The following is a 23529-nucleotide window of genomic DNA, read 5'->3' as shown; positions in this document are numbered from 1 at the left end:
AATGTTATGAAAAAAGAAATATTGTTGATTATTGCTATGGTGGCAACGACCATGACCTGGTCTCAAGATAATGCAATATGGCAAAAAGAATCCTTAAGGTCTAATGAGGTTTTAAAGGAGAGTCATCAATCCTTAAACAATTCTCAGTCCTTTAATTTAGACACAGATAGGTTAAGACAATCTTTAATGGGTGTTGCCCAACGAAGTGATAGTTCAGTTTCTACAACTACAATTTTATCGTTTCCCAATTCTGATGGAAAATTAGAGCGCTTTTCAATTAAAGAAGCGTCTGTTATGCATCCAGATTTACAAGCAGCTTATCCCGAAATTAGATCATATGTTGGCCAAGGTATAGATAATGCTTCATCCGTTTTAAGGTTTAGTTTGTCTCCTTATGGTTTTAGTGGAATGATTCTTTCGGCTAATGGTAAAAACACATTTATTGAACCAATAGGACAGGATACCAATTCATATATTGTTTTCAATAGAAAGGATAGGGTAAATACTAATAATGATTTTGAATGCTCAGTAACAGAACAGGTTAACAGCGTCATAAATAATGGTACGGCATTTAGAAATGCAGATGACTCAATTCTAAGGACATATCGGTTAGCAGTTTCTGCAACAGGAGAATATACACAGTTTCATGGTGGAACGGTATCTAATGCCTTAGCCGCTATTAATACGACAATGACAAGAGTCAATGGTATTTTTGAAGTAGATTTTAATGTTACCTTGACTTTAATTGCTAACACCACAAATGTCATTTATACTAACTCTGGATCAGATCCTTATGGCAACACAACTACGAATTATAATTCAGAGTTACAAAACACATTAACCTCTGTTATTGGTGAAGCAAATTATGATATAGGACACCTTTTTGCCAATCTTCAGAATAATGGTAATGCAGGTTGTATAGGCTGTGTTTGTGTTAATAACCAAAAGGGAAGTGGATGGACTTCTGCAACAAATCCTGTTGGTGACTTTTTTGATGTAGATTATGTAGCACATGAGATGGGCCATCAATTTGGTGCTAATCATACATGGACTCATGGAGGAAATGAAGGTACAAATGTACAGGTAGAGCCAGGAAGTGGATCTACAATTATGAGTTACGCAGGTATAACTGGTGCTACTGACGTGCAAGCAAATGTTCACCCTAATTTTCATGCAGTGTCTATTGAGCAAGTTACGGATTATGTAAAATCAACAAGTTGCCAGACCAATACTAATACAGGCAACGCAGTTCCTGTTATAACAGCACTTTCTAACTATACAATTCCTAGAGGTACAGCTTTTATTTTAGAGGGTTCGGCTACTGATACAGATACGCCTTCAAATGCTTTAACATATAGTTGGGAGCAGATGGATGAAAACAATGCTTCAACAACTTATCCTAGTACAACGGCGACCACAGGCGTTGCTTTTAGGGCCTATGAACCCACATCAGACAGTTTTCGCTATTTCCCAAGATTACAGACCATTAAAACTGGTGCAACGTCTTGGCAATGGGAAGCGGTTCCTAATGTGGCAAGAACATTAAATTTTAGACTAACAGTTAGAGATAATGTTGCGGGAGGTGGAACAAACAATAGTGATGATATGGTGGTTACTGTTAATGGGACTGCAGGACCATTTGTAGTTAACTCACCAAATACAAATGTTACATGGAACGCAGGAACAACACAGACAATAACATGGGATGTAGCAGGGACGACAGGTAATGGTGTAAATGCCGCTAATGTCAATATATTCTTGTCTACTGATGGAGGAGATACGTATCCAATTTCCCTTGCAACAGGTGTTACCAATGACGGGTCTCATAACGTTGTAATACCTAACAATCAAGGAAACCAAAATAGAATAATGGTAAGAGGATCTAATAATATATTCTTTGACATTTCTGACACTAATTTCACAATTGATGCACCTATTCCTTGTAACCCTATTGTACCAACAGGTTTATCAGCTTCAAATGTAAGTTTCAATTCTGCAACAATTGATTGGGACTCGAATGTAGGGGCTACCTTTGATATAAGATACAGAGAAGTAGGTACAACACCTTATACAAATATTACTGGTGTCACTTCAAACACATACCAACTAACTGGTTTAACTCCTACAACTGATTATGAACTTGAAATAAGAAGTGTATGTACGGCATCTAATTCAGCATATTCAACAACATTGTTGTTTTCTACAACTGCAATTCCACCATGTACAGGAGCATTAATAAATTCTTTTCCATATGAAGAATCCTATGATTCTGGAATTGGTGATTGGATTCAAGCTAGTGGAGATGATGGCGATTGGATTTTATATAATGGTTTAGCTAATAACGGAACCCCTTCTGGAGGTACTGGACCTTCAGATGATATTACCGGAGGAGGAAATTATCTATATATAGAAGCATCCTCTAATAATACACCTGGTGAGATTGGTGCTAATGCAACAGCCATATTAGATAGTCCATGCTTTGATTTGAGCTCAGAAAGTAATCCTTTTTTATCATTTTATAACCATATGTTTGGTGGAGATACAGGAACACTTACTTTAGAAGTTACAACTGACGATGGGTCTAATTGGATTACTCTATTTACCCAAAGTGGAAATCAAGGTAACCAATGGAATTTTGTGCAGTTAGACCTTTCTGCGTATAACGGACTTACCGTTAAATTTAGGATTACAGGTTTAACTGGAAATGGATTTGAAAGCGATATAGCTATTGATCATTTTAGAATAGGAGCACCGACTTATTGTAGCTCTAATGGTAATAATACAAGTGATGAGTATATCTCTAACGTTACCTTAAATACAATTGATAATGATTCTGGTGATAGTGCAACTAGTTTAGGGTATTCAGATTTTACCAGTATAAGTACAAACTTATTTATTGGATCATCATACCCTATTTCAATTACACCTTTATGGCCAGGGACAAATTATGATGAAGGATATTCTGTCTGGATAGATTTTAATCAAGATGGGGATTTTGATGATTCTGGTGAGCAGGTATTTACACAAGCGCCTACACAAGATAATCCAGTTACGGGTAATATTTCTATACCTAATGATGCACTCTTAGGACCAACAAGGATGCGAGTTTCGTTAAAATATGAAGGTATCCCAACTCAATGTGAATCATTTGGGTTTGGTGAAGTTGAAGACTATACGGTCAATATGGCCTTTGATGGACTACTATTTACTAATAATGCATGGACACCAAATGCACCAGATAATACAACTGGCACCGACAATGCTCTTGTACTTGATGGTATAAGCACAATAACATCTGATGTAGAATTGAATGATATTATTATAAGAACAGGTGCTGAACTGCAGTTAGATTCTTCTGGTTCGCTAACGTTAAATGGCAATATAGTCAGCGATGGAATGCTATCGCTCAATTCTGTTTCAACTAATTATTCAAGTTTAATTGTCGATGGTACTGTAACAGGTAACGTGAGATATTTTAGACATGCCAATAATACCGCTACAGTTGGCGAAGGTGACGCAAACGATTTAATTGCTCCACCAGTTTCAGGACAAGCCTTTAACGTATTTGCAAGTAGCAACAGTAATATAGTAAGTAGTAATGGTAACACCCTTTACTTATTTGGTCCGTTTGAAAAGCCAGCAAATACATATGTTTTGTATTCAAATACAGAAACAGCTACCTTAGATGCTGGTACAGGTTATAGAGCCGCATCTACGAATAACTCAACTTTTGAATTTTTTGGAACTGTAAATACAGGAAATATAAATGTCCCAATAGAGGTATCAGGATCAACGTACCCAGAATGGAATCTTGTAGGTAACCCTTATCCATCTTATATTTCGTTGGCAGACTTTTTAACGGCAAACGATTCTCAATTGGCTGTGCCTAATGTAGGTATTTATGGCTATGATGGTAATGCATCAAACGGATGGACCATTTGGAATCAAGCATATTCTTTGCTAAATCCGAATGCGAAAATCACACCTGGACAAGGCTTTTTAGTCGCTTCAATTCCTGGAGGAGGAACAATTAGTTTTACACCTAGCATGAGAGAAATCGGAAATTCTGATGATTTTATTGCAGGTAGAAATAATCCAAGTAGCATATCTTATTTTAAATTAAATCTTACAAGCGAAGGTAATTCATACCATACAGAATTTTATGTTTCTGATGATGCATCCTTAAGTTTAGATCCTGGCTATGATGCTAGAACTTTCGGAAGTATTGCCCCAGACTTTAGCATTTACTCTCAGCTAGTTGAAGATAATGATGGCACTGATATGGCCATTCAAGCTATTTCTAATTTAGATATTGCAAATGATGCTATAATCCCAATTGGAATAAATGCAGTTGCAGGTCAGCAATTAACGATAAGTTTATCTGATTATAGTTTCCCTGAAGAAATCGATATTTATTTGGAAGATCGTCAAAACAATTCCTTTACGCTTTTAAATGATACTGATTTTATTCTATCTGACGCGTCAGATTTGCAAGGGATAGGACGGTTCTTTTTGCGTTTCAATCAAAGTGTTTTAAATGTTGATGACTCTAGTTTAGAAACTATTCAAATTATAAGCTTGGAAAACCCAAAACAAATCGTTGTAAAAGGCCAGCTAGATGAGTTAACGGAGCTCACAATTTTTGATGTTAGAGGTAGAGAAATATTAAACCAAGATCTACCAGTAGGCAGTTTGTCTAATACAATAAGCACTTCTGGATTTGTAAGTGGAGTTTATTTAGTTCAACTAAAAGATACGAAAAACAAAATATCTAAAAAACTAATTGTAAGGTAATTGTTATATAAGTATTTGATTAAAAGCTCAGAGAAATCTGAGCTTTTTTTGTTAGTTGCTAATAAGTAAATGCATTCTTACTTTATGTTACGGTTTTTCCGCACATTTTCGGTTTTAAGGCAATAAGTTATTAACACTGCAATTTTAAATGACATAATTAATTAATTTCAGAGATGAATGCTATTAATTAATCCATAAACCTCAGCATATTATGAAAATTAAATTACTGTTACTCATCGTAATGATGAACACTACCATCGCGTGGACTCAAAACACAACTTTATGGCAAAAACAAACTTCTAATGCCACAACTGTTTTACAAGAAAACCACCAATCATTAAAAACGTTTCAAACGTTTAGTTTGAACACTGACGCGCTTAGGCAATCGCTTAAGAATGTTGCTCAACGAAACGATTTTTCTGTCTCGTCTAACACAATTTTATCATTTCCTAATTCCGAAGGAAAACTAGAACGCTTTTCTATTAAGGAAGCCTCTATAATGCATCCAGATTTACAAGAACGTTTTCCAGAAATTAGATCATACGTTGGTCAAGGTATTGACGATGCTTCGTCTGTATTAAGATTCAGTTTATCACCTTACGGTTTTAGCGGAATGATACTATCTTCAAATGGAAGAAATACATTTATTGAACAAGCAACGCAAGGGTCTAATAGCTACATTGTTTTCAATAGAAAAAACCGAATAAATACGGATAATGATTTTGAGTGTTCTGTAACTGAGCAAATAAACAACACAATCAGTAATACAGCTTTAAGAAATGCAGATGATTCTATTTTAAGAACTTACCGTTTGGCGGTTTCAGCAACGGGAGAATATACACAGTTTCATGGAGGAACAAAAGCTCAGGCATTAGCAGCCATTAATACAACCATGACTAGAGTCAATGGTATCTTTGAAGTGGATTTTAATGTCACCATGATCTTAATAGCTAATACAGATGATGTTATTTATACCAGCACGTCTTCTGATCCTTATGGAAATACAACTAGTGGATATAATAGCGCTTTACAAAATACCCTCACAAATGTAATTGGAGAGGCTAATTATGATGTTGGTCATTTATTTGCAAATCTTCAAAACAATGGTAATGCTGGTTGTATAGGATGTGTCTGCGTTAATGGTCAAAAGGGTAGCGGTTGGACTTCTGCTACGATTCCTGAAGGGGATTTCTTTGATGTTGATTATGTAGCACACGAGTTGGGCCATCAGTTTGGTGCCAACCATACATGGACTCATGGAGGAAATGAAGGTACAAATGTACAGGTAGAACCAGGTAGTGGTTCTACTATTATGAGTTATGCTGGTATCACAGGAGCAACAGATGTGCAGCCTAATGTTCACCCAAACTTCCATGCTGTTTCTATAGAGCAAGTAACAGATTATATAAAAGGCACAAGTTGCCAAACCAATACCAATACAGGCAATGCAGTACCAGTTGTAAATGCAGGTTCTAATTATACAATTCCAAGAGGAACGCCTTTTGTTCTCGAAGGTTCAGCAACAGATGTAGACACTGGTGATGTATTAACTTATTCTTGGGAGCAAATGGACGAAAACAATGCCTCATCCACATACCCTAGCACAACAGCAACAACAGGCGTGGCCTTTAGAGCTTATGAGCCTACAACCAATCCTAATCGTTACTTACCAAGACTACAAACTATAAAAGCTGGAGCAACATCTTGGCAATGGGAAGCGGTGCCTAATGTAGCAAGAACATTAAATTTTAGGCTTACGGTAAGAGACAATGTAGCTGGTGGAGGAACTAATAATAGTGATGATATGGTTGTTACGGTTAATGGTACAGCAGGTCCATTTATTTTAAACTCACCCAACACCAATGTAACATGGAATGCAGGAACAACTCAAAATGTAAGTTGGGATGTTGCAGGTACGACAGGTAATGGAATAAATGCAGCCAATGTTGACATTTTATTATCAACCGATGGTGGTGATACTTACCCAATAACAATTGCATCCGGAGTACCAAATGATGGGTCGCATGATATTGTAGTACCAAACAACCAAGGAAATCAAAATAGAATTATGGTTAGAGGTTCTAACAATATATTCTTCGATATTTCTAATAGCAATTTTACCATTGGTGCACCAGTGGTTTGTAATGCAACAGTGCCGACAAGTTTAACGGCCTCCAACATAGCAGAAACTACAGCTACTCTAAGCTGGGATGCTGTACCAGGCGCAACATACGATTTAAGATATAGAGAATCAGGGACATCAACTTGGACTACTATTGCTGTAACAGGTGTATCGTCTAACCTTTCTGGCTTAACGGCTTTAACACAGTACGAAGCACAAGTAAGAAGTAAATGTTCTGGAGGTTCAAATTCTGCATATAGCAGTTCGGTAAACTTTACAACTACAGACGTACAATTAAACTATTGTAATTCTGCAAGTACAAACGTTAATGATGAGTTTATTAGCCGTGTGCAATTGAATACAATAGATAATAGTTCTGGTGCCCAATTTTATTCGGATTTTACAGGAATTTCCACCACCTTAACTAAAGATGCTCAATATACAATAACCATAACTCCGACTTGGACAGGAACGGTCTATAACGAAGCATACGGAGTTTGGATAGATTACAACAGAGATGGTGATTTTACGGATGCTGGCGAACAGGTTTTTACACAAGGAAATACACAGGCAACATCAGTTAGTGGAAGCTTTACAATTCCTTCTGGTGCGGTTGAAAACTCAACTCGTATGCGAGTGACAATGCGCTATAATCAAGTTCCTGGTCCGTGTGATAGTTTTACTTATGGTGAAGTTGAGGATTATACGGTCATCATTGAAGGTTCTGGTCCAGATACGGAAGCACCAGTAATAACTTTAAATGGGTCAGCTAATGTAAGCTTAGAACTTGGCGAGACTTATAATGAATTAGGAGCAACGGCAACCGATAATGTAGATGGAAATTTAACAGCCAGTATTGTTATTGGAGGAGATGCCGTTGACACCAATACTGAGGGAACTTATATTGTAACCTACAACGTTAGTGATGCTGCAGGAAATGTAGCTCAAGAAGTAACGAGAACGGTTACCGTTAATCCAGATACAACACCACCTGTCATTTCATTGATCGGATCTGGAACAATAAACTTGAATGTTGGTGATAGTTATAACGAACTAGGTGCTACGGCAACAGATAATTACGACGGTAATATTTCATCTAGTATAATTATTGGTGGTGATGTAGTTGATACAAATAATGCAGGGACTTACGTGGTGACTTATAATGTGAGTGACGCAGCTGGTAACGTAGCCAATGAGGTTACAAGAACGGTGAATGTAATTGCCGACACAACACCTCCAGTGATTACTTTAATTGGCGCATCCGTAATTAATTTAACTACTGGCGATAATTATGTAGAACAAGGAGCAACTGCAACGGACAATATTGATGGTGATATTTCAGCTAATATTGTAATTACAGGAAATGTTAACACATCAGTAGCCGGAACTTATTTTAGAAATTACAATGTGAGTGATTCAGCTGGTAATCCGGCAAACCAAGTCGTAAGGACAATAAATGTTACAGACCCTTCGACAGGATGTTCTGGAGGAATTTCGTCATTTCCTTATGCAGAAGGTTTTGAAAACACATTAGGAGCCTGGACGCAATCCAATGCCGATGATATCAATTGGACGGTTGATGCAAACGGAACTCCATCTAATGGTACAGGGCCTTCAAGTGCATTTCAAGGGAACTATTATATTTATGTAGAAGCCTCTGGAAATAACGTTGGCTATCCAAACAAAAGAGCAATTTTAAATTCTCCATGCTTTAACTTATCAGGATTGAGCGAAGCATCATTCAACTTTAAATATCATCAATACGGTTCATCAAATATGGGGCAAATTGATTTGGAAGTTAGTGATGATGATGGAGCATCTTGGTCTTCAGTATGGAATAGTTCAGGGAATTTGGGTAACTCATGGCAAACAGCAAATGTAAACCTAGATGCCTATGTTGGCGGAAGTATTCAATTACGCTTTAATAGAATTACTGGTGGCACGTGGCAAGCAGATATTGCAATTGACGATGTTAGTTTAACCGAAGGAGAGCCTCAGGTCGTGGGTTGTTCTGGTGGAATCTCTTCATTCCCTTATTCTGAAGGTTTTGAAAACACTCTTGGTGCTTGGACACAGTCTGGTGCAGATGATTTAAACTGGACCGTGGATGCCAACGGCACACCTTCGAACGGTACGGGACCATCGAGTGCAATTCAAGGAAGCTATTATATCTATGTTGAAGCTTCAGGGAACAATACAGGATATCCTAATAAACGCGCAATTATCAACTCACCATGTTTTGATTTATCAAATGAATCTGATGCAGATTTCAGTTTTAATTACCACCAATACGGCTCTAATAATATGGGAACCCTAAATTTAGAAGCCAGTAATGATAACGGAAATACTTGGTCAAGTATATGGAATAGCTCAGGAAACTTAGGTAACTCATGGCAGTCGCAAACAGTTAGTCTATCGGCTTATGCAGGTGGAAGCGTTCAACTTCGCTTTAATAGATTAACTGGTGGCACATGGCAAGCAGATATAGCTATAGATAATATTAATTTAACGACAACTAGTTCTTCAAAAGATGAAAAAGACACCGCTGTTGTATTGAATGATGATATTCGTATCTATCCTAACCCTGTAAAAGGTACATCATTAAATGTACAAACTCAGTTTACAGATATTAGCTATGAAGTATATAATTCTATCGGTCAAATGATATCACGAGGGAAGCTTACAAATAAAAGTATAGATGTAAGTACTCTAGATGCTGGTGTATATCATATTAGATTTGTAAAAGCTGATAAAACTTTTATGAAACGCTTTATTAAGAACTAATTAAGCAAGACCCTTTAAGAAGAAAACCCAGAAGCGTTAAGCTTCTGGGTTTTTTTATATGTGTTTTATTTCATTGTCATGAAGCAGTTCATCACCACGAAGGCGTAAGAAAATTTGAGCAACAGCTATGGTGTCTTTTTCGCAATAATTAATAATTCGGTCTATGTCATTGTCTTTGTAATATACACGATAGACTTCGCTCCCATCTATATCGTCTTTGGGTGATGGAATGCCTAAAACATTGGTAAGCAATTTTAAAGATGTGTAGGTTTTATAATCACCAAATTTCCAGAGTTCTAAAGTATCGAGATGAGGAACTTCCCAAGGTTTTTTACCGAAGAGGTTGAGTTTGTATGGCAATTCTATATTATGAATTATCATCCGTCTTGCGATATAAGGGAAATCGAATTCCTTACCATTGTGCGCACAAAGTAAATGCTTGTTTTGGCTAAAATGTGAAATGATGAGGTTTTTAAAGTCTTTAAGAATCTTTATTTCGTCACCATAGAAAGAGGTCACTCGGAATGTTCTTATATCACCCTCAATATTAAAATAACCAACCGAAATGCAAATGATTTTCCCAAACTCAGCCCAAATGCCAGCTCTATCATAGAACTCTTCAGCAGTAAACTCCTCCTTTCGTTGATATTTTGATTTGGCGTCCCAAAGCTCTTGTTTGGTTTGGTCTAAATCCGAGAAATTTTCCGTTTCAGGAACCGTTTCTATATCTAGGAACAATATGTTTTCTAGGTTGAGTTTACTAATCATAATAGCTTATAAAGGCACAATAAATGCTGTAAGAGTTTTTCATCTTAAGTCAAATATAACAAATTCAAGAACAATTAGATACGGGTTTAGATAGGGTTAGTGTTTTTTGTAAAATAGCTAACATATATTAAAACAATGGTCGGCACTATTAACATTCCCATAGAAAAATTTAAAAATGAAAGCCAGCCTGTAAGTTCATTTCCTCCCTGAGAAATATATATTATATCTCCTAATGGACCTTTTGAAAATACAGTGTTATAAGTAAAATTCCATCCAAGGTGCAAGCCGAAAGCAAGCATTATAGATTTAGTTTTGTAAAAAGCCAAAGCCCATGCATATCCCATAAGGCCAGTTCCTAAAAACACCATTAGCATTGCCAATGGGTTACCTAAAACTCCAAATGTAAACCAATGATAAATACCAAAAGCCACTGCAGAAATTGAGATTGAAATTTTTGAGCCTAATTTTTTAATTAAAATGTATAACAAAGCACCGCGAAAAATTAATTCTTCCGTAAAAACAGATTTTATGTCCCACCAAAAAGCTTCAAAGAGAAGTTGTATTGAAAAATTTTCACTCAAAACAAAATGTGAGGTTTTCAAAAGGCTTTCTAGATATTGAACAATTACGCAGAGTACAGCAGTAATAAGAAAACCAGTAATGAATTGTTGAAGCCGATTTAAAACAGGAAGGAAACCGAGTGCTAAAATGGATTTCTTTTCTACAAGGTAAAGTAATAGCCACGACGTAGCTAACAAGACTAAAATTCCTAGCATACAAAAGTCTATTTAGAAATTTTATTCATCATCTCATAAGCCTCATCAATATATAAACTAATATCATAAGTATAAATACCGTCACTCGCCAGGTTTGGCGATTTTTGATGCCCTAAACGTACTATGATAACATTATCTTCTGGTTGAACAATAACGTACTGACCCAAATGACCACGCATCATAAAGAAATCCTTGCCTATTTGACGGTGTAGCCACCAACCATAGCCATATTCTGGACTATCCTTAAATCTAGGTTTCACGGACAAAGCAACATAACTGGAATCTAAAATTTGCTTCCCGTTCCATTTACCATGGTCTTTAAATAGTTTACCATAACGTGCAAAATCCTTTGCGTTACTGGCAATACAACAATAGGCTTTTACCAAATCATGGTCTTCACTATCCACTTGCCATAAGGTTGAATTTTCTGAACCTAAAGGTTTCCAAAAGCTTTCTTCAAAATAATCGTAGAGCTTTTTGCCTGTAGCTTCTTCAATAACCATAGCTAACATTTGTGTGTCTCCGCTAGCGTATTTAAAAGCCTGTCCTGGCTCGGTTTCCATTTTTAGACCGTTCATTACTTTGGCTAAATCATCATCAAAATAAGCTCGGGTTGTTATGGATAATGGCGAATAATACGCTTCGTCCCAATTGGTGCCAGATGCCATGCTGCTTAAATCGCCAACCGTCATTTTTGCTGCATTACCTTCGCAAAACGCAGGTAAAAAATCACAAACTGGTTGGTCTAAACTTTTAATATAACCATCTTGAATCGCTTTAAACATTAAACCAGACACATAACTTTTAGCCATTGAAAACGAATTCGATTTTGAATCTTCATTAAAACCGTCGTAGTAGTCTTCAAACCAAATGCTGTCATTTTTAATAATGACATAGGCAACCGTTCCCCAATCTTTATTAGCCTTGGCTAATTCTTTAGTGGGTTCAACTGAGTTATAATCTTTATGGTTTGGCCATGGTTGTGGATTATCACTTGCCTCTATGGCTTGGTTGTCGAATTTCTTGTAATCCTCTAAAAAGGCAGTGGTATGGCCTTTCATGTAAATAGTTCTTACCGCTTTGATGAGGTAATCGGTATCTGTGATGTAAAGTATGGCAATTAGCAATCCGAAAAAGATGACTAAAACCTTTAATAGTTTTTTGAGGAATTTCATAAAGAAAATTTAAGCACTAAATATAGTAAAAGTGAATTTAAAAAAGTGTTTGTTGCTTGTGTTCGCTTTCGTGATTGAGCAACCATTGTTTTCTATGCAATCCACCTGCATAACCTGTTAAACTTCCATCACTTCCAATAACACGATGACAAGGCACAATAATCCAAAGTGGATTTTTTCCATTGGCACCAGCAACAGCACGAATAGCTTTTACGTCGCCCATTTGTTTAGACAACTCTAAATAAGAGATGGTTTTACCGTAAGGAATGGTCTCAAGTTGCTTCCAGACTTTTTTTTGAAAATCTGTGCCTTCAGGATTTAGTTTTAAGTCGAAATGCTGAAGCTCGTTATTAAAATAAGCTTTAAGCTGTGTCACACAGTCTAAAAGTGCTTCGGGAATAAATTCAACGAGTTCTTCTTTTGAGTCTAATATTGAAACGGATGAGATACCATCATCATCTCCAACGATTTTAGCATGCCCAAGTGGTGTTTCAATATAGCAAGTTGGCATTAGTTTTCTGGATTGTCGTTTTCTATTAGGCCTAAGCGCTTGGCTCTATATTCCCAGCTTTTTCTGGCTAACTTTTGTAGGTCGGAAACGTTATCGCTTTCATCCATAATCTCCAACCCTAACAAGGTCTCAATTACGTCTTCCATAGTAACAATACCACTTACGGAACCATACTCATCAACCACCAAGGCCATATGGTTTCGACTTTCCACAAGTTGATTGAACAGCGTCGGAATTGGCAAACTTCTATTGACAACAATGATACTTCTTTTAATGTCAGAGAGTAGCTTATCACCATTGCCCAATCCCATTTCCTTAAACACTTCGTCCTTTAATACCAATCCAGTAATATTATCTGCGTTTTTTGTATAAACAGGAATACGGGAAAATCGAATATTAGAATTGGCATCAAAAAAATCGCGTACAGACATGGTTTCATCTTCAGATTTCATTACGGTACGAGGAGTCATAATATCTTTGGCTTGTACCTCTTTAAAATTAAGTAGATTTTTAATCACCTTACTTTCATTTTCCTCAAAAACACCTTCTTCGTGCGCAATATCCGCCATAGCGACAAATCCTTCTCGGCTCAATACACTACCATGACCCTTTCCTCCAATAAGTTTAGTAGTGAGTTGTAATATCCAAAGTATACCTGTCCATTTTAGAGGAAAAATTAGAATATTGAGTGCTTTAGATGTAAAATTTGCCAAGCGTTTCCAATATGTTGCACCAATCGTTTTTGGAATGATTTCCGAAGCAACTAAAATTAATATTGTCATTATTGTCGATACTACACCAACCATAATATCCTCGGTAAATTCGATGCCTAAAACAGTGCGTTGCGTACTTCCATAGAGATCGGCATAAGCCACCTTTGCTTGTACACCAACAAGAATGGCACCAACTGTATGAGCAACTGTGTTAAGCGTAAGAATGGCAATTAAAGGGCGATCCACATCTTTTTTTAATTCTTCCAGATTATTAGCATAAGTTTTACCCTCTTTCTTTTTAACGTTGATGAATGTTGGAGTGATGCTCAAGAGCACAGCCTCTAAAATGGAACATAAAAATGAAAAGAAAATGGAAATTATGGCGTAAAAAATGAGTAAGCCCATTAATATATTGAAGTTTAGTTAGTGCGAAGTTACGAAATCAATTTTACAACATCCTTAGCAAAGTAGGAAGCTATAATATCAGCACCAGCACGTTTAATAGACGTCACTTGCTCAAGCATTACCGCATCATGGTCTAACCAGCCTTTTTTCGCAGCTGCTTTAAGCATGGCATACTCACCGGACACTTGATAAACAGCCAAAGGCACATTAAATGTGTTTTTAATATCACGTACAATATCTAGATAGCATAAACCAGGCTTAACCATAACGATATCAGCACCTTCGTTAATATCCATTTCGGTTTCCTTAATGGCTTCATCTCTATTAGCAAAGTCCATTTGATACGTTTTTTTATCCTTTGGTACATCTACCATATCCACAGGTGCAGAATCTAAAGCGTCTCGAAATGGGCCATAAAAAGCCGAAGCATATTTAGCAGAATAGCTCATAATACCAACATCAATAAAGTTAGATTGGTCTAAGCCCTCTCTAATTCCAATAATTCTTCCGTCCATCATGTCGCTAGGTGCAACAAAATCGGCACCAGCCTCAGCATGGGAAATACTCATTTCGGCTAATACTTCAACAGTAGTATCGTTCATTATTTTTCCGTTTTCGATAATGCCATCGTGTCCGTAAGATGAAAAGGGATCTAAAGCCACATCGGTCATCACCAACATATCTGGGCAAACGTCTTTTACGGTTTTTATGGCACGCTGCATTAATCCGTTTTGGTTTAAAGCTTCTGTGCCCTTGTTGTCTTTTAAGTTGTCTTCAACTTTTACGAAAAGCAACACTGATTTTAAGCCTAAGCTCCAAAGTGTTTTTACTTCATCTTTCAGTAAATCCAAACTGAAACGATAGTAATTAGGCATTGAGGCGATTTCTTCTTTAACACCTTTGCCTTCGACTATAAATAATGGTACTAAAAAGTCATTTGGAGTGATGTAGGTTTCCCTTACTAAACTTCTAATGGCTTCGTTTGTTCGTAATCTTCGGTTTCTTCTTATAGGAAACATAGTCAATGTTTTTAGTTATTGAATTAGGTTTCGATTGCGCTCAACCTAACATTCAATTTTATGTTAAACCCATTCTTTTGGATGCTGTAATACTTGTATCAATTTCTCTTCTTCACTTCCTTTTTCAGGATGGTGGTCATAAACCCATTGCACATGTGGTGGCAAACTCATCAAAATACTTTCAATTCTTCCGTTTGTTTTTAATCCGAATAATGTGCCTTTATCATGCACCAAATTGAATTCCACATAGCGTCCACGACGTATTTCTTGCCAATCGCGTTGCGCTTTAGTATATGGTAAATCTTTTCGTTTTTCAACTATTGGAATATAAGCATCGAGGAAACTATTGCCAACTTCAGTAACGAAGGCGTACCAGTTTTGCATGCTCATATCTTCTGTAGCTTTGCAATAATCAAAGAATAAACCACCTATGCCACGACCTTCATTTCGATGTGCATTGTAAAAATACTCATCGCATCTTGCTTTGTATTTTGGGTAGAATTCTGGGTTATGTTTATCACAGGCCGTTTTACAGGTTTGATGGAAATGTTTGGCATCTTCTTCAAACAAATAATAAGGCGTTAAATCTTGTCCGCCTCCGAACCATTGGTCTACGATGTTGCCTTCCTGATCGTACATCTCAAAATAGCGCCAATTCGCATGCACTGTTGGCACCATTGGATTTTTGGGATGTAATACTAAGCTCAATCCACAGGCAAAAAAATCGGCATCTTCTACACCAAAATATTTCTGCATACTGTCTGGTAATTTTCCATGAACACCAGAAATATTGACTCCTCCTTTTTCAAAGACGTTACCGTTTTCAATGACTCGTGTTCTTCCGCCACCGCCTTCTGGACGTTCCCAGATATCTTCTTGGAATTTGGCTTTACCGTCAATAGCTTCAAGTTTAGAAATAATGGTGTCTTGTAGTTCGTGTATGTAGTTGAAGAATTTGTCTTTCATTATGTAGGTTTGCTAACCCTATTTTAGAGACTTGATTATACATGGCAAAAATACAACAATAGAACTATCTCAAGGGGATTTTATAAACTAGAAATTTATAAATGACAACTTCATTTTTTAATCCTTGAAAAAGTCTTACTTTTATTAATAAATTAATTATCCGTCAATTAAATATGAGAGTGCAAGTTGTAAAAACCTGTTGTGCTTTAATTTTCAGCTTTTTTTCTTTTTCTATCCTAGCTCAAAGTGAGTTTTATGACCAAGCTGATTTAGATAGTATTTATAAAGACATAAAATCTAATTTAAAGAATACTGAATCTAATTTAGTTAGAATTGAAAGGGCTATTACTTCTATTGAAAAGATAGAAAATGATACCATAGCTGGTGAATTCTACCACAAATTCGCCAACCTCCGACAAGATATGGGGCATTGGGACAGCATTTCTAGACAAACACATCAAAAAGGGTATAATAGAATTGAGGCTTCTGGTGATGTCTGTAAACAAGTTGTTAGTCTGTTTAACTTAACGCGATTTGCTCTTTTTCAAGACGGTAAAAATTTGTTAGACCTTGCAAAACATGGGTTAGATCTCGCTAAAGAATGTGGTGAATTAAAACACATTGCACATGCACAGTCTTTTTTGGGTGCCGCATATATAAACGCCGCCAATTATAAAAATGCCTTAAGCAACCTTATCGATTCTGAAAAGAACTATGCAAAGATTAATGATTCTTTAGGAATGGCCATGGTCAACCTCGATTTGGCAATTGTCTATTCTAACTTACAAGAAGATGAAAAATCAATAGCAGTGACAAAAAAGGCTGCACTAATTTATAAAGAGTCAGGAAAGGATTTAAATTATGCAGTGGCATTAATCGATATGTGTTCATCTTATTTGGACATCATGGAAACAGACAGCGTCATAAAATATTTGCCTATTGCACATAAAATTGTTGAAAACAGGCATCAGCTTGCCAATGCTTATGTATATCAACATTATGGTAATTTAAATATTCAACAACAGAAATATAGGTGATAGAAGTCTAAACATCAATCTGTATAATTTTTTGGTTTTGGCTTACAAAGGGAAAAAAACGCCTGATATTGCGTATTTCTACGCATTAAAATCAGACTCTATATCAAAATCCATTGGTAATAATTATGAAAGGTTGAATAGTCTGTTGACTCTGGCAAAAGCTAGCCACGACGTTGGAAGAAACGACCAAAGCCATGATGCCTTTTTAGATTACATAAAATTGAAAGATAGCCTTTTAGGCGAAGAAAAATTAAAAGAAGTTGCGGCACTCGAAAAATTTTATGAAGCTGAAAAGCGCGAAAACCAGATTAAGATTCAACAACAGGAAAATGATCTCCTAACAACCAAAAATAGGGCTGCAAACAACCGAAATATAGCCTTGCTCATCACTTTATTGCTATTAGGTGCCATCGCTTATGCGCTCATCAATAAGTTTAGATTAAGAGCAACCAAACAAAAGGCTATCACAAAAGTAAAGGAACTTGAAAATGATAATCTCAACCAAAAGATTGAACATCAAAAACGTGAATTAGCCTCAAAAGCACTTCATATTGCTCAGAAAAACGAAATGCTAAATGAACTTAAAGAGGATCTGAATAATTTAAAAAAAGACTCTAATATCAACGAGGTAAACCATCTTCTAAATAAGTTGCGTTTTGACAAACAAATTGATGATAATTGGGAGCAATTTACAACGCAATTCATGGAAATGAATCCAGATTTTTTTAACAGGATTACAGAACTTTATGATGATTTAACGAAGAACGATATCAGATTAATTGCGCTGTTGAAAATGAAATTTGATACCAGTACAATAGCCTCTTTGTTAAATATATCAACTGAAGGAGTAAAGAAAGCTAGGTATCGACTTCGAAAAAAATTAAACCTATCTTCTGATGAAAATTTGGAAAAGCATATTATGAGCTTTTAATTAGATGTCACTAAAGCGCAATTTGATAGGAAAGTTCATACAGCTCCATATCTAAAACGTGTTCATTAGGAGGAGCAAATTCATTTAATAATGTTTTCTGCCATTTAAAACCATTATTTGTAGCCACTTTAATACTTGATAAATTTTCTTTGTGTGCTATAATTTGAAGCGATTCCAACTCTAAACTATTAAAAGCGTATTCAGACAAAACCTTTATGGACTTAGTTGCCAATCCTTGACCTTCAAAATTATAATCTGTGGCATAAGCAAATTCACCTTGTTTCTTTTGCCAATCAAGTTCTTTTAAATAGATAAGAGCTGCAAGTTTTCTGGTTTCAGAATCTTTTAAAGTAAACAGGAATTCATCTCGGTTCTGAAATTGTTTTACCTTCTTATCTACAAATATCTGTGACAAGGTCGGATTTAAATTTTGCTCCAAGGTCTTCGGGAAAAAGCGTTTCAATCGATAGGCATTAACGACACAAAAATCACAGATTTTCCAAGCATCTCCAGAATGGACCGGGTTTATTTCAAAACCATTGAACTGAGCGATCATGCCATAAGTTCTTCTGATTCTAGAAGCACTCCCTGTTCTTTAAGAAGGTTCACTGTTTTTAATGATGCAGCTGTTACGCTCATCGGTAAAACTAAAATCACACCAATAACAGGAATCAATAAAAATAGAATAAAAATAATACCATTGCCAATCGCAACACCTCTATGTTGCCTTACAAAACGAATGCTTTCGCGATACTTAAAATGGCGTTCCAAAGTATAATCCATATTACCAAAACCAGCATAATAGGCTTGAACTAAAAACAGCAAAACCGTTGAAAAAATATTGACCACTGGTATAAACTTCAATATTAAAATAGGAATCGTAATCAACAGTTCCTTACCTAAGTTTCTAACGTTGATTCTTATACCTCGCCATAATTGCTCTTTAAAGGTTGTATTGCGATGCTGATGTGATTCTACACCTGTTAAATGCGTTTCAATTTTTTCTGAAACCGGACTCATAAACGGCGCGGATAATGCCATGATGATGTGTTTGTAAAGAATCAAACCAATGGCGATAATCACTATGGCTCCTATAAAGGTAGAGATCGCGGTAAAGGTTTCCTTTCCCCAATCCCAAATCCAGATTCTAGCTACGAACCTTCCAATATTATCTGAAAGTCCATAAGCAGAAAAACCAATTATAGTAGCTGTAATAATACTGATGGCAATAGGTATGGCAAAGTATTTCCAAAGTTTTAATTTTGAAATCAGTGCCAGCGCACCCGAGTATGCTTGTATGCCTTTAAGTATGTTTCTAAACATAAGCCTTTTCCTAATCCTTCCCAGAAGAAAAGGAATTTATATAGTAATTAATTCAACTTTTAAAGTTACAAATTACAAAAAAACTTTCCACCTCTTTGTGTTTGAGTAAGCGTTCCTTAGAAGGCTAGGACGGGCTTTTATATTCCTTCACTGCATCAATAAATGCCTTTGCATTTTCCAACGGAATATTTGGCAAAATACCATGACCTAAATTTACAATGTATTTATCTTTTCCAAACTCATTGATCATTTGGGTCACCATTTTTTTAATTTCTGAAGGAGGTGAAAATAATCGAGTTGGGTCAAAATTACCTTGTAGCGTGATGTTGCCTCCAGTTAAATAACGTGCATTTCTTGCAGAACAGGTCCAGTCAACACCTAAAGCTGATGCTCCAGATTTAGACATTTCATTTAAAGCGAACCAACAGCCTTTTCCAAAAGCAATTACTGGAGTGTCCTCTTTTAACGCATCAATAATCTGCTGAATATATTGCCACGAAAACTCTTGGTAATCTACTGGTGATAACATGCCTCCCCAAGAATCAAACACTTGTACGGCATTACAACCTGCTTTTACTTTTTCTTTAAGATAAGCAATAGTTGTATCTGTGATTTTCTGTAATAATTGATGTGCTGCAATAGGGTTTGTAAAACAGAATTCCTTGGCTTTATCAAAGTTTTTAGAGCCTTGTCCTTGTACGCAATAACAAAGAATCGTCCAAGGTGAACCTGCAAAACCGATTAACGGAATCTCGTCATTCAATTTTTCCTTAGTCGCTTTTATAGCTTCGTAAACATAATTCAGTTCTTCTTTTACATCCGGAACGATAACATTATCCACATCTTTTTGAGAACGCACAGGATTTGGCAAGTACGGTCCAAAATTGGGTTTCATCTGCACCTCAATATTCATCGCTTGTGGAATCACCAAAATATCTGAAAACAATATAGCAGCATCCATCCCATAACGTCTAATGGGTTGAACTGTAATTTCACTAGCTAACTCTGGTGTTTGGCAACGCGTAAAGAAATCATATTTTTTCTTGATTTCCATAAACTCTGGCAAATATCGACCTGCTTGGCGCATCATCCAAACTGGTGGACGCTCAACGGTTTCACCTTTTAATGCTCTTAGGAATAAATCGTTTTTTATCATGCTCACTTCCCTTGAAAACGGGAATCTTTTTAATTAAACTTTAAGTTATTACATCTCAGATCTGCAAGGTCATGTTTTTTGCGCTTCCATTTCCTTCCCTCTAGGAAGGCTAGGATGGGCTTTTAAACATAATATTCATTCACCAACTCAATAACACTCTCAACAGTCGGCACTTTTGCCACACGTACGTCTTCAAAATACTTTTTAGCTTCTTTAGCCGTCGTTTCTCCAATACAAAAAGCAATACCACTGGTTTTATTTTGCTTTAAGAAACTTTCAACAGTAGAAGGGCTATAAAACATCACACCATCTAATTCTGCTTCAACTTTATCTGCATCAAATTTGGTTTGATAAGCCTCAACTTCGTTGACTGTGATGTTGTTTTCAGTTAAGGTATTTGGTAAATCATCCAACCTCAAATCACTGCAGAAAAATGTGACTTCAGTACCCTCCATAAATTCCACTAAATGCTCAGCTAATTTTTTAGCGTTGGCTTCCGTGTGCTTTACTTTACCAATACGCCTTTCAATCATGCGCTTGGTTCTTCGACCGACACAATAGATGTTTTTGAATTGCAATTCGGGAGCTGAAAAATTGTGCAATAATGCTTCAACAGCATTTTTGCTGGTAATGATGACATTCTCAATTTCGTTTCGAACAATAGTTTTAGGAATACGGTTCAAACTGATTTTTATAGCATCATTACTATCAGCAATAACGTCATTGTGAAACAGCATCATCTGGTCATCCGTTAACTTTTTAGTGGAATAGATATTTATTTCTTTTTCACTGCGCTTAACTTGGTCAATCAGCTTTTTTCCACCTTTTTCAATCACGTAATCAGCGGCAAACTTTGCCAAATCATCTTTTTGGTCTAGCGGCACAACTTTAGAAAATTCAATTTTCCTCGAACCATCTTTACTGAGCAAAACGCTTTTAAAGTTGATTTCCTCGTTTTTTATAAACGCTAAAGCTCCGATTGGTGCAGTACAGCCTCCTTCGAGTCTGTTTAAAAATTCGCGCTCAATAGATGTGCAAATTTCGGTTTCCTCATGATTGATTTCCGCACATGCTGCTAGTGTCTCTTCATCATCCTCCAGAGCAGCAACCATAACGGCTCCTTGTGCTGGTGCAGGAATCATCCAATGTAGATTAATTGAATTTTCTGGTCTAATATTCAACCGTCCCAATCCTGCTGCTGCAAAAATAGCAGCATCCCAATCTTCATTATCCTCTAACTTCTCTAATCGGGAATTGACGTTGCCACGCAACCCAACGACTTTGTGTGTAGGATATTGATTGAGCCACTGCGCTCTACGACGTAAACTTCCTGTGGCAATAACAGCATCTTTTGTAGATAGAAACTCTTCGTTCTTCTTAAAAACCAAAGTGTCGTTAATATTTCCACGCTTTAAGACTGCCGCTTGTACAATGCCTTTTGGCAAAACGGTTGGCACGTCTTTTAATGAATGTACGGCAATATCGATATCGCCATTAAGCATAGCAATATCTAGGGTTTTTGTGAAAATACCTGTAATGCCAAGTTCGTAAAGTGGCTTGTCTAAAACCAAATCGCCTGTAGATTTTACAGGTACCAATACAGTTTTATGGCCAAGGTTTTCTAACTGTGCTTGTACAGTTTTTGCTTGCCACATAGCGAGTTGGCTGTCGCGTGTGCCAATGCGAATAATTTTAGACATTACTAGTGTTTTCTAACTGAAAAATTTTCTTGATAAGCTCAATGCTTTCGTCTGAAGTGTTACCATCTTCGCGTAAATGATGCGCGAATTGGTTGGTAATTTTCTGAATGATATTTGACGTAATCAACTCGGCTTGGTCTTCATTGAAGTCGCTGAGTTTTTTACGCTGGGTATTAAGTTCGGAATTTTTAAAATCCGTTAATTTATGTTTGATGGCTTGAATGGTAGGCACAAATTTTAAGGTGTCTAACCAAGCATTAAATTCGTTTGTGATCTCAGTAATAATCGCTTCAGCATTTGGGATGTACGCTTTTCGCTTTTCAAGGGTGTCATCAGTGATTTTTGCCAAATCATCTAAATGAACCAATGTTACATTTGATAATTCGCGAATATCTTCATTTACGTTTTTCGGAATCGATAAATCCAATACCAATAAAGGTTTTTGAGTAGAAATTAACGATTTGTAAACCGTAGGGTTTTCAGCACCTGTAGCAACAATTACGATATCTGATGCATTGATTTCGGCTTCAAGGTTTTGATAATCTTTTACGATGAGGTTGAATTTTCCGGCAACTTCTTCAGCTTTTGTTTTGGTTCTATTGATAAGCGTAATATGTGAATTCTTGGTGTGCTTCACTAAATTTTCACAGGTGTTTCTTCCAATTTTACCAGTTCCGAAAAGCAAGATGTTCTTATCTGAAATCGCTTCAACGTTGTTCATGATGTATTGAACAGAGGCGAAGGATACTGATGTTGCTCCAGAAGACAGTTCCGTTTCATTCTTAATGCGCTTACTGGCTTGAATGACGGAATTGACCAAACGCTCCATATACGAGTTGAGAAGCCCTTCCTTTTTTGAAGCACGCGCACTGAATTTAAGCTGACTAATAATTTCAAAATCGCCCAAAATTTGCGAATCCAATCCAGAGCCTACTCGGAACATGTGATTTATCGCATCCTTATTTTTGTGAACATAAGCCACTTCTTGAAACTCTTCAACCGTTCCTTTGGTGTTGTCACAAAGTAACTGAATGAGCTGATAAGGGTGTTCTGCAAAACCGTAAAGTTCAGTTCTGTTGCAAGTGGAAGTCACTAAAACACTTTCAATACCGTTATGCTTGGCTTGGTTCAACAAATTTTGCTTAGCCGTATCACTTAGACTAAAATGACCACGAACTTCAGCATCAGCTTTTTTGTAGCTAAGGCCAACGGCATAAAAATATGTGCTTTTTTGTTGTTGCATTAGGGCAATAAACGCTTTGTGTATTAAGCTGGACAAAAATAATTTGCTTAATGAAGAAAAAATAACGCTAGAAGAACTTAAAGTATCGTTTCTGGTTTTTTTGGTT

At 36.5% G+C, this 23529-nt stretch carries 16 protein-coding genes; 4 read left to right on the top strand and 12 right to left on the bottom strand.

Annotated elements, in window-relative coordinates:
• Positions 1–6: 6 nt before the first annotated feature.
• The gene (locus ACQ65V_RS04620) at positions 7–4794 is read left to right on the top strand and encodes a reprolysin-like metallopeptidase (RefSeq protein ID WP_430467060.1); all 4788 of its coding nucleotides are present in this window, start codon (positions 7–9) and stop codon (positions 4792–4794) included.
• A 211-nt stretch (positions 4795–5005) separates the two neighbouring features.
• Positions 5006–9700 carry an immunoglobulin-like domain-containing protein gene (locus tag ACQ65V_RS04615; protein ID WP_430467059.1) on the top strand — a complete coding sequence of 1565 codons (4695 nt, stop codon included), beginning with the start codon at positions 5006–5008 and terminating at the stop codon, positions 9698–9700.
• A 54-nt stretch (positions 9701–9754) separates the two neighbouring features.
• Here ACQ65V_RS04615 and ACQ65V_RS04610 read toward each other — a convergent pair whose 3' ends face one another.
• The 7 genes from ACQ65V_RS04610 to hemF form a co-directional block, all read right to left on the bottom strand.
• Positions 9755–10468 (bottom strand): 3'-5' exonuclease, encoded by a 714-nt coding sequence (locus tag ACQ65V_RS04610; protein ID WP_430467058.1) that lies wholly within the window; start codon positions 10466–10468, stop codon positions 9755–9757.
• An 86-nt stretch (positions 10469–10554) separates the two neighbouring features.
• Positions 10555–11049, bottom strand: coding sequence for a CPBP family intramembrane glutamic endopeptidase (locus ACQ65V_RS04605; RefSeq protein WP_430467057.1), 495 nt, complete (start codon positions 11047–11049; stop codon positions 10555–10557).
• A 203-nt stretch (positions 11050–11252) separates the two neighbouring features.
• Entirely contained in the window at positions 11253–12419 is a 1167-nt protein-coding gene (locus ACQ65V_RS04600; protein WP_430467056.1) for a serine hydrolase domain-containing protein, read from the bottom strand.
• A gap of 37 nt (positions 12420–12456) precedes the next feature.
• Positions 12457–12930: a methylated-DNA--[protein]-cysteine S-methyltransferase gene (locus ACQ65V_RS04595; RefSeq protein ID WP_430467055.1), complete on the bottom strand. Its 474-nt coding sequence runs from the start codon at positions 12928–12930 to the stop codon at positions 12457–12459.
• Positions 12930–14048 (bottom strand): CNNM domain-containing protein, encoded by a 1119-nt coding sequence (locus ACQ65V_RS04590; RefSeq protein WP_430467054.1) that lies wholly within the window; start codon positions 14046–14048, stop codon positions 12930–12932. The genes ACQ65V_RS04595 and ACQ65V_RS04590 overlap by 1 nt, the downstream gene beginning before the upstream one ends.
• A 29-nt stretch (positions 14049–14077) precedes the next feature.
• Positions 14078–15067, bottom strand: a complete 990-nt coding sequence (gene hemB / locus ACQ65V_RS04585; RefSeq protein ID WP_430467053.1) for a porphobilinogen synthase — start codon at positions 15065–15067, stop codon at positions 14078–14080.
• 63 nt (positions 15068–15130) lie between these two features.
• The gene (gene hemF, locus ACQ65V_RS04580; RefSeq protein WP_430467052.1) at positions 15131–16033 is read right to left on the bottom strand and encodes an oxygen-dependent coproporphyrinogen oxidase; all 903 of its coding nucleotides are present in this window, start codon (positions 16031–16033) and stop codon (positions 15131–15133) included.
• 173 nt (positions 16034–16206) lie between these two features.
• Here hemF and ACQ65V_RS04575 point away from each other — a divergent pair, with 173 nt between their 5' ends.
• A complete protein-coding gene (locus tag ACQ65V_RS04575) occupies positions 16207–17070 on the top strand; it encodes a hypothetical protein (protein WP_430467051.1) in 864 nt (287 codons plus the stop codon).
• 37 nt (positions 17071–17107) lie between these two features.
• Positions 17108–18001: a helix-turn-helix transcriptional regulator gene (locus ACQ65V_RS04570; RefSeq protein ID WP_430467050.1), complete on the top strand. Its 894-nt coding sequence runs from the start codon at positions 17108–17110 to the stop codon at positions 17999–18001.
• Positions 18002–18011: 10 nt separating this feature from the next.
• Here ACQ65V_RS04570 and ACQ65V_RS04565 read toward each other — a convergent pair whose 3' ends face one another.
• From ACQ65V_RS04565 to hemA, 5 genes are all read right to left on the bottom strand, one after another.
• On the bottom strand, positions 18012–18557 hold the full coding sequence (locus ACQ65V_RS04565; protein WP_430467049.1) for a GNAT family N-acetyltransferase: 546 nt from the start codon (positions 18555–18557) through the stop codon (positions 18012–18014).
• Entirely contained in the window at positions 18554–19324 is a 771-nt protein-coding gene (locus tag ACQ65V_RS04560) for an EI24 domain-containing protein (protein WP_430467048.1), read from the bottom strand. Before ACQ65V_RS04560 ends, ACQ65V_RS04565 begins: the two co-directional genes overlap by 4 nt.
• A 124-nt stretch (positions 19325–19448) precedes the next feature.
• The gene (gene hemE / locus ACQ65V_RS04555) at positions 19449–20480 is read right to left on the bottom strand and encodes a uroporphyrinogen decarboxylase (RefSeq protein ID WP_430467047.1); all 1032 of its coding nucleotides are present in this window, start codon (positions 20478–20480) and stop codon (positions 19449–19451) included.
• A gap of 122 nt (positions 20481–20602) precedes the next feature.
• Complete coding sequence (hemC, locus tag ACQ65V_RS04550) at positions 20603–22180, bottom strand: hydroxymethylbilane synthase (RefSeq protein ID WP_430467046.1); 1578 nt, start codon at positions 22178–22180, stop codon at positions 20603–20605.
• Positions 22173–23423: a glutamyl-tRNA reductase gene (gene hemA / locus ACQ65V_RS04545; protein ID WP_430468615.1), complete on the bottom strand. Its 1251-nt coding sequence runs from the start codon at positions 23421–23423 to the stop codon at positions 22173–22175. Before hemA ends, hemC begins: the two co-directional genes overlap by 8 nt.
• Positions 23424–23529 lie beyond the last annotated feature (106 nt).

Origin of the sequence: Winogradskyella ouciana (genome assembly GCF_965284585.1) — a bacterium.
Classification (GTDB): domain Bacteria; phylum Bacteroidota; class Bacteroidia; order Flavobacteriales; family Flavobacteriaceae; genus Winogradskyella; species Winogradskyella ouciana.
Note: the sequence above shows the minus strand (reverse complement) of the source record. Positions and strands in the feature narration are given on the sequence as shown.

What these genes read in the sequence shown, in the direction of transcription:
- ACQ65V_RS04620 (WP_430467060.1), top strand. Translation starts at nt 7, where the DNA reads ATGAAAAAAGAAATATTGTTGATTATTGCTATGGTGGCAACGACCATG.
- ACQ65V_RS04615 (WP_430467059.1), top strand. Translation starts at nt 5,006, where the DNA reads ATGAAAATTAAATTACTGTTACTCATCGTAATGATGAACACTACCATC.
- ACQ65V_RS04610 (WP_430467058.1), bottom strand. Translation starts at nt 10,468, where the DNA reads ATGATTAGTAAACTCAACCTAGAAAACATATTGTTCCTAGATATAGAA.
- ACQ65V_RS04600 (WP_430467056.1), bottom strand. Translation starts at nt 12,419, where the DNA reads ATGAAATTCCTCAAAAAACTATTAAAGGTTTTAGTCATCTTTTTCGGA.
- ACQ65V_RS04595 (WP_430467055.1), bottom strand. Translation starts at nt 12,930, where the DNA reads ATGCCAACTTGCTATATTGAAACACCACTTGGGCATGCTAAAATCGTT.
- ACQ65V_RS04590 (WP_430467054.1), bottom strand. Translation starts at nt 14,048, where the DNA reads ATGGGCTTACTCATTTTTTACGCCATAATTTCCATTTTCTTTTCATTT.
- hemB (WP_430467053.1), bottom strand. Translation starts at nt 15,067, where the DNA reads ATGTTTCCTATAAGAAGAAACCGAAGATTACGAACAAACGAAGCCATT.
- hemF (WP_430467052.1), bottom strand. Translation starts at nt 16,033, where the DNA reads ATGAAAGACAAATTCTTCAACTACATACACGAACTACAAGACACCATT.
- ACQ65V_RS04575 (WP_430467051.1), top strand. Translation starts at nt 16,207, where the DNA reads ATGAGAGTGCAAGTTGTAAAAACCTGTTGTGCTTTAATTTTCAGCTTT.
- ACQ65V_RS04565 (WP_430467049.1), bottom strand. Translation starts at nt 18,557, where the DNA reads ATGATCGCTCAGTTCAATGGTTTTGAAATAAACCCGGTCCATTCTGGA.
- ACQ65V_RS04560 (WP_430467048.1), bottom strand. Translation starts at nt 19,324, where the DNA reads ATGTTTAGAAACATACTTAAAGGCATACAAGCATACTCGGGTGCGCTG.
- hemE (WP_430467047.1), bottom strand. Translation starts at nt 20,480, where the DNA reads ATGATAAAAAACGATTTATTCCTAAGAGCATTAAAAGGTGAAACCGTT.
- hemC (WP_430467046.1), bottom strand. Translation starts at nt 22,180, where the DNA reads ATGTCTAAAATTATTCGCATTGGCACACGCGACAGCCAACTCGCTATG.
- hemA (WP_430468615.1), bottom strand. Translation starts at nt 23,423, where the DNA reads ATGCAACAACAAAAAAGCACATATTTTTATGCCGTTGGCCTTAGCTAC.